The organism is Actinomadura gamaensis (genome assembly GCF_042652125.1).
Lineage (GTDB): Bacteria > Actinomycetota > Actinomycetes > Streptosporangiales > Streptosporangiaceae > Spirillospora > Spirillospora gamaensis.
This window is the reverse complement of the sequence record NZ_JBHSIT010000002.1, coordinates 879,062-891,809: the sequence shown is the minus strand read 5'-3', so window position 1 is coordinate 891,809 and position 12,748 is coordinate 879,062. Positions and strand designations below refer to the sequence as shown.

8 protein-coding genes are annotated in these 12,748 nt (G+C 75.1%); 4 read left to right on the top strand and 4 right to left on the bottom strand.

Features of this window, described 5'->3' with window-relative positions; genetic code table 11:
• Positions 1–365: 365 nt before the first annotated feature.
• From ACFPCY_RS09655 to ACFPCY_RS09645, 3 genes are read left to right on the top strand one after another with little or no spacing between them, the layout of a single operon-like run.
• Positions 366–1,910, top strand: a complete 1,545-nt coding sequence (locus tag ACFPCY_RS09655; RefSeq protein WP_378253780.1) for an acyl-CoA carboxylase subunit beta — start codon at positions 366–368, stop codon at positions 1,908–1,910.
• Positions 1,907–2,164, top strand: coding sequence for an acyl-CoA carboxylase subunit epsilon (locus ACFPCY_RS09650; RefSeq protein ID WP_378253445.1), 258 nt, complete (start codon positions 1,907–1,909; stop codon positions 2,162–2,164). Before ACFPCY_RS09655 ends, ACFPCY_RS09650 begins: the two co-directional genes overlap by 4 nt.
• Positions 2,165–2,178: 14 nt before the next feature.
• Positions 2,179–3,024 carry a thioesterase II family protein gene (locus ACFPCY_RS09645; protein ID WP_378253443.1) on the top strand — a complete coding sequence of 282 codons (846 nt, stop codon included), beginning with the start codon at positions 2,179–2,181 and terminating at the stop codon, positions 3,022–3,024.
• Between the two features lie 79 nt (positions 3,025–3,103).
• On the opposite strand, the gene ACFPCY_RS09640 is transcribed toward ACFPCY_RS09645, so the two are convergent.
• From ACFPCY_RS09640 to ACFPCY_RS09630, 3 genes are all read right to left on the bottom strand, one after another.
• Positions 3,104–5,899, bottom strand: a complete 2,796-nt coding sequence (locus ACFPCY_RS09640; protein ID WP_378253778.1) for a helix-turn-helix transcriptional regulator — start codon at positions 5,897–5,899, stop codon at positions 3,104–3,106.
• Positions 5,900–6,382: 483 nt separating this feature from the next.
• A complete protein-coding gene (locus ACFPCY_RS09635) occupies positions 6,383–7,039 on the bottom strand; it encodes a 4'-phosphopantetheinyl transferase family protein (RefSeq protein ID WP_378253442.1) in 657 nt (218 codons plus the stop codon).
• A 10-nt stretch (positions 7,040–7,049) separates the two neighbouring features.
• Complete coding sequence (locus ACFPCY_RS09630) at positions 7,050–7,883, bottom strand: metallophosphoesterase family protein (protein WP_378253440.1); 834 nt, start codon at positions 7,881–7,883, stop codon at positions 7,050–7,052.
• A gap of 189 nt (positions 7,884–8,072) precedes the next feature.
• On the opposite strand from ACFPCY_RS09630, the gene ACFPCY_RS09625 reads away from it, so the two are divergent.
• On the top strand, positions 8,073–11,414 hold the full coding sequence (locus tag ACFPCY_RS09625) for a glucodextranase DOMON-like domain-containing protein (RefSeq protein WP_378253438.1): 3,342 nt from the start codon (positions 8,073–8,075) through the stop codon (positions 11,412–11,414).
• A gap of 65 nt (positions 11,415–11,479) precedes the next feature.
• On the opposite strand, the gene ACFPCY_RS09620 is transcribed toward ACFPCY_RS09625, so the two are convergent.
• On the bottom strand, positions 11,480–12,730 hold the full coding sequence (locus ACFPCY_RS09620; RefSeq protein ID WP_378253437.1) for an ABC transporter ATP-binding protein: 1,251 nt from the start codon (positions 12,728–12,730) through the stop codon (positions 11,480–11,482).
• Positions 12,731–12,748: the final 18 nt, after the last annotated feature.

Below are 12,748 nucleotides of genomic sequence, written 5' to 3'. Positions count from 1 at the left end.
GGCCGATCGTCGGCCCCGCCGCGCGCCGGTCGCTACCCGTAGCACCCCCTAGGCGCGGCGGCGCGCCCCGGCGCGCCCGCCGCGCCGCTCCGGGAGCCGGTGCCGGCGACCCCTAGCCTCCCCTAACCCGTGCTCAGTGGGGTTGTGCGGCGCGGGAGGCGCGGCGACGGTGGATCCCGATCGAGCGATCCCGGCCGACGCCGTCCGGGATCCGGTCACGCCACGTGAGGAGGAGCCGCATGACGATGGTCGCTGGCGCGGACGCCGCGGAGGCCGCCGCGACGAAGGCCGGCGCCGCGGCGGCGGCCGAGGCCGCCACCGAGGCCACCACCGAGGCCGCCGCCGAGGTGGAGAGTCCGGCCGACATGCGGTCGAGCGTCGCCGAGCTGCGCGAGCTGAAGGCCGAGGCCGAGCGCGGCCCGTCGCCCGAGGCGACCCGGCGGCAGCACGCCAAGGGGAAGCTGACCGTCCGCGAGCGGCTGGAGCTGCTGTTCGACCCCGGCACCTTCCAGGAGGTCGAGCAGCTCCGGCGGCACCGCGCGAGCGGGTTCGGGCTGGAGGACCGCCGTCCCGCCACCGACGGCGTGGTCACCGGCTGGGGCCGGGTGGACGGCCGGACGGTGTTCGCCTACGCGCACGACTTCCGGGTGTTCGGCGGCTCGCTCGGCGAGGCCCACGCGGCCAAGATCCACAAGCTGATGGACCTGGCCGAGGCCGCGGGCGCGCCGCTGGTCGGGCTGAACGACGGCGCGGGCGCGCGGATCCAGGAGGGCGTCACCGCGCTCGCCGGCTACGGCGGGATCTTCCGCCGCAGCGTCCGGGCGTCCGGGGTGATCCCGCAGATCAGCGTGGTCCTCGGGCCGTGCGCGGGCGGCGCGACCTACTCCCCGGCGCTGACCGACTTCGTGTTCATGGTCCGCGGGACCGCGCAGATGTACATCACCGGCCCGGACGTGGTCGGCGCGGTCACCGGCGAGAGCGTCACGCACGAGGAGCTCGGCGGCGCGGAGATGCACGGCGCGGTGTCCGGGGTCGCGGCGATCGTCTGCGACGACGAGGCCGAGTGCCTCGCCGAGGTCCGGTACCTGCTGTCGATGCTGCCGTCCAACAACCGCGAGCTGGCGCCCGTCGCGTTCACCGCCGACCCGGCCGACCGGAGCTGCGACGCCCTGCTGGACCTGGTGCCGCCCAACCCCCGGCAGTCCTACGACGTGCGGGACGTCATCCGCGAGATCGTGGACGACGGCGAGGTGTTCGAGGTGCACGCGCGCTGGGCCACCAACCTGGTCTGCGCCCTCACCCGCCTGGACGGCCACGTCGTCGGCGTCGTCGCGAACCAGCCGTCGGTGTCGGCCGGGGTGCTCGACATCCCGGCCAGCGAGAAGGGCGCGCGGTTCGTCCAGTTCTGCGACGCGTTCAGCATCCCGCTGGTCACCCTCGTGGACGTCCCGGGCTTCCTGCCCGGCAAGGACCAGGAGTACGGCGGCATCATCCGGCACGGCGCGAAGCTGCTGTACGCCTACTGCAACGCCACCGTCCCGCGCGTCCAGGTGATCCTGCGCAAGGCGTACGGCGGGGCGTACATCGTGATGGACTCCCGGTCCATCGGCTGCGACCTGTCGTTCGCGTGGCCGACCAACGAGATCGCGGTCATGGGCGCGGAGGGCGCGGCGAACGTGGTGTTCCGCCGGGAGATCGCCGCCGCGCCCGACCCGGACGAGGCCCGCGCGCAGCGCATCAAGGAGTACCGGCAGGAGCTGATGCACTCCTACTACGCCGCCGAACGCGGCCTGGTGGACGACGTCATCGACCCCGCCGACACCCGCAGGGTGCTGGTCCGGTCGCTGGCGATGCTGCGCGCGAAGGACGCGCCGCTGCCGTCGCGCAAGCACGGCAACCTCCCGCTGTGAGCGCGGCCGTGACGGCACCGGCGTCCGGTGCGGACGAGCCGCTGCTGCGGGTGGTGCGCGGCGCGCCGACCGACGAGGAGCTGGCCGCGCTGACCGTGGCCGTGCTCGCCGTCGTCCGGTCGCGGAGCACGGCCGGGGAGGGCGGTGACGCGGCGCGCCCGCCGGTCCCCGGCTGGGTGCGGCCCCGGACGTACCGTCCGCCCGGGGCCTGGGGCTCGCCGAGCACACGGGCCGCCCCCACCCCGCGCATGTGAAGGACCCCCGTCCGATGCCCCCGAACGTCCCCGCCTCCACCGTCCGCGAGATCCGCCGCGACCCGCGCGCCAAGGTCCTCATGGTGTGCCTGCCCGACCGCGACCTGTGCGGCGGACGGCTGAGCGCGCTCGCCGAGATGCTCGCGCCGTCGATCGACGTGGTCGCCGTGGAGGAGCCGTTCGCGGACCACCGCATCGGCGATCCGCCGATGGCGGGCACCGCCGAGCGCGCGGACCGCGCCGTCGCCGCGCTGCGCGAACACCGGGAGCGCGCCCGTCCGCTCGCGCTGTTCGGGCACGGGACGGGCGCGATCCTCGCGTTCGAGACGGCCCGCCGCCTGGAGCGCGAGCGCGTCACCGGGCCGGTGGCGCTGTTCGCCGCGGCGTGCCGCGCGCCCTGCCGCTTCCGCCCGGACGGCGGCGGCGATTCCGTCCACGGCCCCGCCCTCGGTGACCTCGGCCCAGCCGGCGACGAGTCGTCCTCCACGGGGCCGCTGGCGGACGTCCTGCCCCTGCGCGCACGCGGTCGCCGAAGCCGCTTCTCGGGCGCCGAATGCCACCACGAGGCCGCCCCGCCGCGTCCGCCCGCCGATCCCTACACCTGCGGCGCGGACGCGAGGATCCGCGCGGGCGTCCTCGCGTTCGGCGCGGCCCGCGACCCGAGGACGCGCGTCGCCGACGTCCTCGCGTGGCGCGAGCAGACCACCGGCCCGTTCGAGTCCCGGATCCTCCCCGGCGGGCCGCGCATCCTGCAGGGGCACCTGCCGCACGTGGCGAACGCGGTGACCGACTTCCTGCTCCCGGTGATCGTCGGGGACGTCGTCGACCTCGGCGGCCCGGAACCCGAACCGCTCGCCTAGCGGCCGCGAGGCCGTTCACGCCGGTGAGCCGCTCGCCGCGGAGCCGTTCACGCCGGTGAGCCGCTCGCGCCGGGACCGTTCACACCGCCTCGGAGCTGTCGGCGTGCGCCCCTTCGAGGAGCTGCTCCCGGTTCCGGATGCCCATCTTGCGGTACACGCGGGTGAGGTGCTGCTCGACGGTGCTGACCGTGATGAACAGCCGGTCGGCGATCTCCCGGTTGGTGTAGCCCTGCGCGGCGAGCACCGCGACCCGCCGCTCGGAGTCGCTGAGCTTGGCGAACGCGCTCTGCTCGGCCCGCGCGGGAGCCGAGCCGCGCGGGCCGCCCGAGGAGCGCGTCCCGGCCGCCGTCCGCCCGGCGCCGACGCTGCGCGGCGAGGACGACGGCAGCAGCGCCTGGCACATCTCCTCGGCGTGGCAGCTCTTGGCGATCCGCCACGCGCGCCGCGCGGTGGTCCGGGCGCGTCCCTTCTCGCCGAGCCGCTGGTAGGCGCGGCTCAGGTCGGCCAGGACGGAGGCGGCCTCGTAGCGCGCCCCGGCGGCCTCCAGCAGCCGCAGCGCCTCCTGGAGCAGGGCGGGCCGCTCGGCGGCCGGCCGGACGGACGCCAGCGAGTGCAGCGCCATCCCGCGCGAGCGGACGAGCCCGGTGTCGGGCTCGGCGAGCTGCTCCTCCACCAGCCGGGCCGCCTGGTGCCGGTCGCCGAGGGCCAGCCACGCCTCGGCCCCGCCGAGCCGCCAGGGCGCGACCGCGGGCGTGTCGAGGTTCCAGCGCCGCATCAGCGCGCCGCACTCCAGGAAGTCCGACAGGGCCATGGTGGCGTCGCCGGTCGCGAGGTGGTGGCGTCCGCGCGCGTACAGGTAGTGCAGGCCCGTGCGGGTCAGGAACAGCTCGGGCGGCGGTTCGACGGCCAGCCGCCGCGCGGCGGCCCGGTGGTCGCCGATCGCGGTGTGCGCCTCGACCAGGACGGCGAGCGCGGCGGCGGCGCCGAGGTTCCAGCGCGGCCCGGCCAGGCGGGCGTGCGCCGCCTCGGCCTGCCGGACGGCGTCGGCGAGCCGTCCGCGCCGCAGGGCGATCAGCGCGCCGATGCAGTCCAGGACGGCCCGCCAGGCGGGCGCGTCGCGCCGTTCCATGTCGGCGCGGAAGCGCTCGCTCCACTCGGCGGCGTCCTCGATGCGCTCGGCGTAGCAGAGGGCCAGCAGCGCCGAGGGGAAGCCGCGCGGCGTCCAGGTCGGCCGGGTCCGGCTGTCCTGCAGCGCGCGGACGGCGACCGCGATCGCGTACTCGTCGGCCCCGCGCTCCAGCACGAGGTTGAGCGCGTTGCGGGCGCGCGCGGACGAGGCGGCCGTCACCAGCGGCGGCACGGACCGCTGGGACCGTCCGGCCCGCTCGTTCACGCCCGGGAAGTCGGAGGCGAGGAGCTGGCGGGTGTTGTCGAGCGTCTCGGCCAGCTCGGCGTCCGCCGCGCCGGACTCGCCCGCTTCCCCGGAGCCGGTCTCGATCCGGGCGACGACCTCCATCGCGTCGTCGAAGTCCAGGTGGAACAGCAGGCCCTCGGCGACCAGCAGCGCCTCCGGCCCGGTCAGCAGCCCGGCCGTGACGGACCGCTTGAGGGACAGGAAGTGCCGGGCCGACTCGGCGGGCCGCGACTGCCACCGCACGGCCGTCTTCTGCGCGCGCACCGACGCCCGCTGCTCGTCCAGCGAGCAGCACTCCTCGGCGAGGTCGAGGCAGCGGATCCCGCGCGCGACGTCGCCTTCGGCGAGGGCGCGTCCGGCGGCGTCCCGCAGCGCGCCCGGCACCCACTCCTCCAGCAGCGGCCCCGCCTGCAACAGGTGCTCGGCGATCGCCGGAGTGGCGGCGCCGTCGTCGTGCAGCAGCCGGGCCGCGCGGTGCCGCAGCACCGTCATCTCCTCGTGCGGGGTCTCGGCGAGCACCGCCTGCCGGACGCCCGGACTGCGGAACCGCGTGCCGTCCAGGACGCCGACGCCGGTCAGCAGCCGCAGGAACCGTCCCGCCGGCACCGGGTCGAGCCCGCTCAGCCGCGCGATCAGGGCGGGACGCGCCGCGCCGTCCAGCAGGGCGGCGCCGCGCGCCACGCGCAGGGCGCCCGGGCCGAGCCGGTGCAGGCACGCCAGGATCGTCTGGTGGAAGACGTGCCCGGTCGGCAGCTCGAACTCGGCCGACGCCGCGGCGCCCGCCGGGGGCTGCTCCTCTTCCACGAGCGTCCGGGCGAGCAGCGGGTTGCCGCCGCTCAGCCGGTGCACCTCGGCCACGTACCGGTCGGCGGGGACGCCGGAGACCCGCTCGGCGACCAGGTCGCGCACGCCCGCCCGCGACAGCGGCTCCAGGTGGAAGCGCTGCGCGTTCGGCCGCGACAGCAGGTCGTGCAGGACGCGCGGCGCCTGCTCGTCCACGGCCACGCCGCGCGTGAGGACCAGCGCGAGCCGCAGCCGGGGGAGGCGCTGCGCCAGGTGCAGCAGGCAGAGCAGCGAGGCCGGGTCGACGTGCTGGACGTCGTCCACCGCGATCAGAACGGGCCGCTCGGCGGCCAGCCCGGCGACGATCCGGTGCGTGCGCCGCGCGACGGCCAGTTCGTCCTCGGCGGTGGCGGGGGAGGAGGGGGCGACGCCGGGAACCGGGGCGTCCACCGTGTGCAGGAGCTGGAAGAGCACGCCGTGCGGGACGCCCGCCTCGTGCGGCGAGCCCGCCGCGCTGAGCACCGTCCGGCCCGCCGCGCCGGCGCGCTCGGCGAGCGCGTGCAGCAGGGCCGTCTTTCCCATCGCGGTTGCGCCGGTCACCGTGGCGAGCCCCCCGCGCCCGCCCGCGGACCGGTCGACCAGCTCGTCGAGTCGTTCGAGAATGCCTGTGCGCTCCACCAACACCGCTGAGCTACCCCTTGTCGGATCGCGAGCCGGGAGCCGAATTCCGTGGGTGGCCGGAATCGGACACGAAAACCTGTCATTTCTTGAAGGACGCGGCCATTCTTTTGTCGCTCCCGGAGCAGATTATTCGCGGCGCCGCTCTCCGGGTACCCCTAGGGGGCGGTGCCCCACCCCTACGAGCCCCTTTCCGGGCGGTTGTCAAAAGCGCTGACAGCCGCGGTGATTAACCGGCCGGACCATTCCGAACTGCTGCGGACACGGCGTGGAACGGGCGGTCGCGTACCGGTCGCGCCACGGTCGGTGATCATGCGCACGTGAATGCGGGTAAAGGCGCCGACCGGCCCCCGATATTACTCGACAGAAACAGGAGTGGGCTCTTTGTAAGGCGCCCGAATGTGAAGTTCGCCACGCTGATGTGAACAACTTTCGCAATTTATGGCGCGTCAGCGCGGGTTCCCCCGGCGAGGGCGGCGGCGGTCAGCGGGCCGGTTCGGCGACGGCCGTCGCGACCAGGCCGTCCGCGACCAGCCAGCGGCCGGAGTAGGCGGCCGGCAGCGGCCCCTCGCCCGGCCCGGGCGCCCGCAGGACCCGGACGGCGAACGTGCCGTCCGGACCGAGGGTGATGTCGGCCCCCTCGAAGTCCAGCCAGAGCCGCGTCACCGGGAACCACGCCTTGTAGACGGCCTCCTTGGCGCTGAACAGCAGCCGGTCCCAGTGGACGCCGGGAGCGGTGCGCGCCAGCGCGGCGTGCCGGAACGTCTCGGACGGCAGGGCGATCGCCTCGAACACGCCGTCGGGCAGCGGGGCGTGCGGCTCGGCGTCGATCCCGACCGCCGCGACGGACGCGGCGGGCGCGACCGCCGCCGCCCGGTAGCCGTCGCAGTGCGTCATGCTGCCCACCACGCCCGCGGGCCAGGCCGGCGCGCCGCGCTCGCCCGGCGGCAGCGCCACCGGAGGACGGCCGATGTCGGCCAGCGCCCGCCGCGCGCACGCGCGGACCGACGCGTACTCCAGCCGCCGCTTGGCCACCGCCCGCGCGACCGCCGCCTCCTCCCCGGGCAGCAGCGGCGCGGGCGACGGCGGGCCGAACTCCTCGGCGACCGCCACCGCGTCCGGCAGCAGCTTCTCGATCATCCCGGCCGCCTCAGGCCCGCGCGCCGGGGAACACCGGACGCGGCCGGGCGGGCCCGCCGCGGTGCTTCCACTCGCGCGGGTAGCCCACCGACACCTCCTCGAACCGGACGCCGTCGTACACGGTCGTCCGCGGGATGTGCAGGTGCCCGTACACGACGGCCGCCGCGTCGTACTTCAGGTGCCAGCCGGCCGACAGGTCCGTCCCGCACCACTGCGCGAACTCGGGGTAGCGCAGCACGCGGGTGGGCTCCCGGACGAGCGGCCAGTGGTTGATCAGGACGGTCGGCAGGTCGGTGTCGCGGGTCGCGAGGCGGCGCTCGGAGTAGGCGATCCGGGCCCGGCACCACTCGTCGCGCGTCGGGTACGGGTCGGGGTGCAGCAGGTACTCGTCGGTGCACACGATCCCGGACTCGTGCGCGATCGCGAGCGCCTCCTGCTTGTTGGACGCGCCGTCCGGCCGGAAGCTGTAGTCGTACAGCAGGAACAGCGGCACGAGCTGCGCCGGGCCGCCCGGACCGCGCCACACCGGGTACGGGTCCTCGGGCGTGTGGACGCCCAGGCGTCGGCAGAGCTCGACCTGGTGCCGGTAGCGCTCCTCGCCGCGCCGCTGGTCGGGATCGTCGCGCGGCGTCCACAGCTCGTGGTTGCCGGGGACCCACACCACGGTCGCGAACCGCTCGGCCAGGGTGGTCAGCGCCCACTCGACGTCGGCCGCGCGCTCGGCGACGTCACCGGCGACGATGAGCCAGTCCTCGGGGTCGTCCGGGGTGAGCGCCGCCAGGTGCTCGCGGTTCTCGGCGTAGCCGATGTGCAGGTCACTGATCGCTAGCAGGGTGCCGGGCACGGGCCGCCTTCCTGTCCGGACGCCGGGGTGATCAACCCCTCCATCCTTGGTCGAAGCCGCGGCCCGCGCAAGAGCCGCGCGCGGGAGGCGGGGCGGCTAGGGGGTGACATCGGGGTGGACCGTGCCCATGATGTCGGGACGTCCGGACGGACCGTCCGGACGGCGGCCCCGGACGCCGGAGGAGGCGCGATGACGGTTCCCACTGGACGGCTTCTTCGCGGGTTGGCGCTGGTCGCGGCCCTGTCGGCGGTCCTGCCCGCCGTCCCGTCCGGAGCGCTGGGCGCTCCGGCGGCGCGGGCGGACGCCCGGTCCGCGCCGAGCGGTCCGGGGACCGCGCCGGGCGCACCGGGGGCTGCGTCCCACTTCGACCTTGCTCGCAAGGACTGCGTGGGGACGGCCCGCAACGGAACGTCCAAGGTCTGGTACACGGTCGCGGGCGGGATGCTGTCGGACGTCTACGAGCCGACCGTGGACAACACGAACGTCGAGACGATGCAGTACGCCGTCACCGACGGGCGGACCTTCACCGATCTCCAGGCCCGCGACATGACCTACACGGTCGCGACCGACCCGTCCGGGATGGCGTGCACGGTCACGGCGTCCGGCAGGAACGGCCGCTACCGGATCACCACGACGTACGTCACCGACCCCGACCGCGACGCGGTGGTGATGAGCACCCGCCTCCAACCCGCGGGCCTGCGGCTCTACGTGCGGCTGGACACCAACGTCAACGGGAACGGCGGTGGCGGCGCGACCAACGGCGGGGCGGACGGTGGTGTCGTGGACGCCTCGACGCACGCGCCCGTCGTCTCCGACCCGAACACCGTCACGAACGCCGCCAATCGGGACTACGCCGTCCCGACGCATCTCGCTCTGCGCGCCCAGCGGGCCCTGCCCGAGGCGAGCGTCGGTTACGCCGGGACGGACAGCGACGGCGCGGCCCAGCTGGACGCCAAGCACGCTCTGACTCCCGCCTACACGTCCGCGCCGAACGGCAACGTCGTCGCCACCGCGCGCCTGCCCCTCGACAGGAACGGCCAGGTCACCTACGCGCTCGGGTTCGGACGGTCCGCCTCGGCCGCGCTCGGCACGGCGGGTGCGGCGGCGTCCCGTCCGTTCGCCTCCACCTTCGGCCGCTACCAGGCGGACTGGCGCGCCTACGACGCCCGGTTGCGGCGACCGCCCGCCGGGCTCGATCCCAAGCTGCGCGACGCCTACCGGCTGTCGGTGAACGTGCTGAAGGCCAGCGAGGACAAGACGTTTCCCGGCGCGGTCGTCGCCTCCCTGGCCAGCCCGTGGGGGCAGGCCGTGCCGGCGGGGGACGCGCCCGGCGGCAAGGCCGTCTACTTCGGCTCGTACCGCGAGGTGTTCTCGCGCGACCTGTACGAGGCGTTCACCGGGTTGCTCGCCGCAGGCGACGTGACGACCGCACGGGCCAGCGCCCGCTTCCTGCTCGAACGCCAGCAGCAACCGGACGGGCGGATGCCGCGCAACTCGCTCCTGAACGGCAGGACCGCGCCCGACACCGGCGGCGACCAGCTCGACGAGACCGCCTACCCGATCCTGATGGCGTACCAGGCGGGGCTGGCCGGGGACGCCTCGCTGTGGCCGCGCGTCCGGGCCGCGGCGGACTTCGTGGTCGCGCACGGGCCGTCCTTCGGCGTCGAGCGCTGGGAGGAGCAGTCGGGGTACTCGCCGTCCACGATCGCGGCCGAGATCGCGGGCCTCGTCGCCGCCGGGAACATCGCCGACCGGCACGGCGACGCCGCGCGCGCCCGCCTGTACCGCGCGACCGCCGACCACTTCGCCCGCTCGGTCAAGGGCTGGACGGTCACCACGACCGGGCCCTACGCGCCGCGCTACTTCCTCCGGCTGTCCCGCAACGGCGACCCGAACGCGGCCGTCTCCTACAACCTCGGCAACGGCGGGCCGACCGAGGACCAGCGGCGCGTCGTGGACGCCGGGTTCCTCGAACTGACCCGGCTCGGCGTCCTGCCCGCCCGCGACCCCGACGTGCTCGCCTCGCTCGGCGCCGTGGACAAGGCGCTCAAGCGGACGACGCCCACGGGCGCGGGCTGGTACCGGTACGGCACCGACACCGCCGGGACCGAGGACGGCTACGGCGACTGCTACGAACCCGACCCGACCGCCTGCGAGCCGACGGGCCGTCCGTGGCCGCCGTCCAACACCGGCTCCGGACACCTCTGGCCGGTGCTCGCGGGCGAGCGCGCCGAGCAGGCGCTGCAGACGGGCGACAGCGGCGCCGCGCGCGACCTGCTGGACGCGATGCGCGGCATGGCGTCCGGGACCGGGCTGGTGCCCGAGCAGGCGTGGGAGGACCCGGACGTCGCCGCGTCCCCGTACGGAACCGACCCGGCGACCGCATCGGTCGGCTTCCGCAACGGTGGCCCGGCGGGTTCGGCGTCGCCGCTGACCTGGGCGCAGGCGCAGCAGGCGCGGCTCACCCTCGCGCTCGGCACGGGACGTCCGGTCGAGCAGCCCGACATCGTGCGCGCGCGGTACGCCGACCACGGGACGCCGAAGGCGGCGCCGCTCACGCTCACCGCCCCGGACGACGGCTCCAGCGTCAACGGCACGACCGTCACCGTGCGCGGGACGACCGCACCGAGCGCGCGCGTCGACATCGCCGCGACGCCCGTGGACACGGGCGGTGCGACGCAGACGGTGTCCGTCACGGCGGGTGCGGACGGCTCGTTCCAGGCCGCCGCGCCGGTCGCGTTCGGCGAGGTCTCGCTGACCGCCACGGCGACCGCCGCGGACGGACGCACCGCCTACGCGCACCGCACGGTCACCGGCGAGATCGCCGGCGGGACGTCCGTGCTGGACGTCACCGACCCGGACGCCGACGACAATGGCCCGGGCACCTACCGGTACCCGACCGCCGCCGACTTCCGTCCGGGCGCGTTCGACCTGCGGCGCTTCCAGGTCATCACCGACGCGAACACCGTCTACCTGCGGACGACCCTGCGGGACCTCACCGCGACCTTCGGCAACCAGATCGGCGCGCAGCTCCTGGACGTCTACGTGCAGGACCCGTCCGTCACGACCCGGTCCACCGACGCCGCGTTCCCGCAGCGGAACTACGGGATCGCCGCCGCCGACGCCTGGACCCAGCGCGTCGAGGTCGAGGGTTTCGCCTCGCCCGTCTGGACGGCGGCGGACGGCACCGCCCGGCAGGGCATCGCGGTCCGCTCGTCCGGTACCACGCGGACGATCACGATCGCGCTGCCCAGGGCGGCCTTCGGCACGCCGGGCAAGGGCTGGAAGTTCGCCGTCGTGCTCACCGGCCAGGACGGCTACAGCGCCGACCGCGCCCGCGGGTTCGCCGCGACGCCGCAGCCGTACCGGTTCGGGGTGTGCGCGCCGGGAGGCGCCGCGCCGATCTGCTCGCGCGACCCGGACACCGTCCCGAAGGCCCTGGACGTCCTCACTCCGGCGGGCGTGTCCCAGTCCGACGAGCTGGACCCGACGCGCGGCCCGGTCGCCGTCCACGCGATCGCGGTGCCGTAGGAAGACCCCACGAAAAAAGAGACCGCCCGCCTCCCGGAGGAGGCGGGCGGTCGTCGTGCGGAGGGTCAGGCCGGGACGTCGTCGGTCTCGTCGGCCGTCGCGACGGACCGGGCGTCCTCGTGCCCGATGGCGAGGCCGCTCGCCGGGTCGAAGAAGTGCAGGCGGGTCGTGTCGATCGCCAGCTCGACCGTCTGGCCGGGGCGGACGTGCGAGCGGGAGTTCACGCGGGCCGTCCACAGCGCCTTGTTGTCGGTGAGCGGGATCGCGCCGTCGCCCTCGCCCTCGGCGGCGTCCTCGGCCAGGTCGGCGGTGTCCTTGTGCTCGACCGGCGGGGCGTCGATGGCGAAGATGACGTTGATCTCGCTGCCCAGCTCCTCGGTGACGGTGCTGGTGACGGTGATCGGGGCCCAGTCGTCCTTGGCGTGCCCGGCGTCCTCGAAGTCCGACGGGCGGATGCCGAGGATGATCTTCTTGCCGAGGTAGTCGTCCAGGCCCGCGCGGCCGGACAGCAGGCCGTCCGGCACCGGCAGGGTGAACCCGGCGAACTTCACCTGCGCGCCGCCGTCGCCGCGGACCAGCTCGGCCTCGACGAAGTTCATCGCGGGGGAGCCGATGAACCCGGCGACGAACAGGTTCACCGGGTGGTCGAACAGGCGCTGCGGCGTGTCGACCTGCTGCAGCTTGCCCTCGCGCAGCACGCACACGCGGGTGCCGAGGGTCATGGCCTCGACCTGGTCGTGGGTGACGTACACGGTGGTCACGCCGAGGCTCGCGTGGAGCTGGCTCAGCGAGGCGCGCATGGACACGCGCAGCTTGGCGTCGAGGTTCGACAGCGGCTCGTCCATGAGGAACGCCTGCGGCTGCCGGACGATCGCGCGGCCCATCGCGACGCGCTGCCGCTGGCCGCCGGAGAGGGCGGCGGGCTTGCGGTCGAGGAACTGCTCCAGGCCGAGCATCTTGGCGGCCTCGTGCACCTTCTTGCGCCGCTCCTCCTTGGACACGCCGCGCAGCTTCAGGCCGAACGCGAGGTTCTGCTCGACCGTCATGTGCGGGTAGAGGGCGTAGTTCTGGAAGACCATCGCGATGTCGCGGTCCTTCGGCGCGAGGTCGTTGACCACGCGGTCGCCGATGGAGACCGTCCCGGCGCTGATCTCCTCCAGGCCCGCGATCATGCGCAGCGCGGTGGACTTCCCGCAGCCGGACGGCCCGACCAGCACCATGAACTCGCCGTCGGCGATCTCCAGGTCGAGCCCGTCGACGGCCTTGACGCCGCCGGCGTACACCTTGTCGACGCGCTCCAGCGCGATCCCGGCCATCCCGGCCCCCTTCGTTGG

Excerpts from the sequence above, each read along its gene's own strand:
- ACFPCY_RS09655 (WP_378253780.1), top strand. The coding sequence starts at position 366 with ATGCGGTCGAGCGTCGCCGAGCTGCGCGAGCTGAAGGCCGAGGCCGAG.
- ACFPCY_RS09645 (WP_378253443.1), top strand. The coding sequence starts at position 2,179 with ATGCCCCCGAACGTCCCCGCCTCCACCGTCCGCGAGATCCGCCGCGAC.
- ACFPCY_RS09635 (WP_378253442.1), bottom strand. The coding sequence starts at position 7,039 with ATGATCGAGAAGCTGCTGCCGGACGCGGTGGCGGTCGCCGAGGAGTTC.
- ACFPCY_RS09625 (WP_378253438.1), top strand. The coding sequence starts at position 8,073 with ATGACGGTTCCCACTGGACGGCTTCTTCGCGGGTTGGCGCTGGTCGCG.
- ACFPCY_RS09620 (WP_378253437.1), bottom strand. The coding sequence starts at position 12,730 with ATGGCCGGGATCGCGCTGGAGCGCGTCGACAAGGTGTACGCCGGCGGC.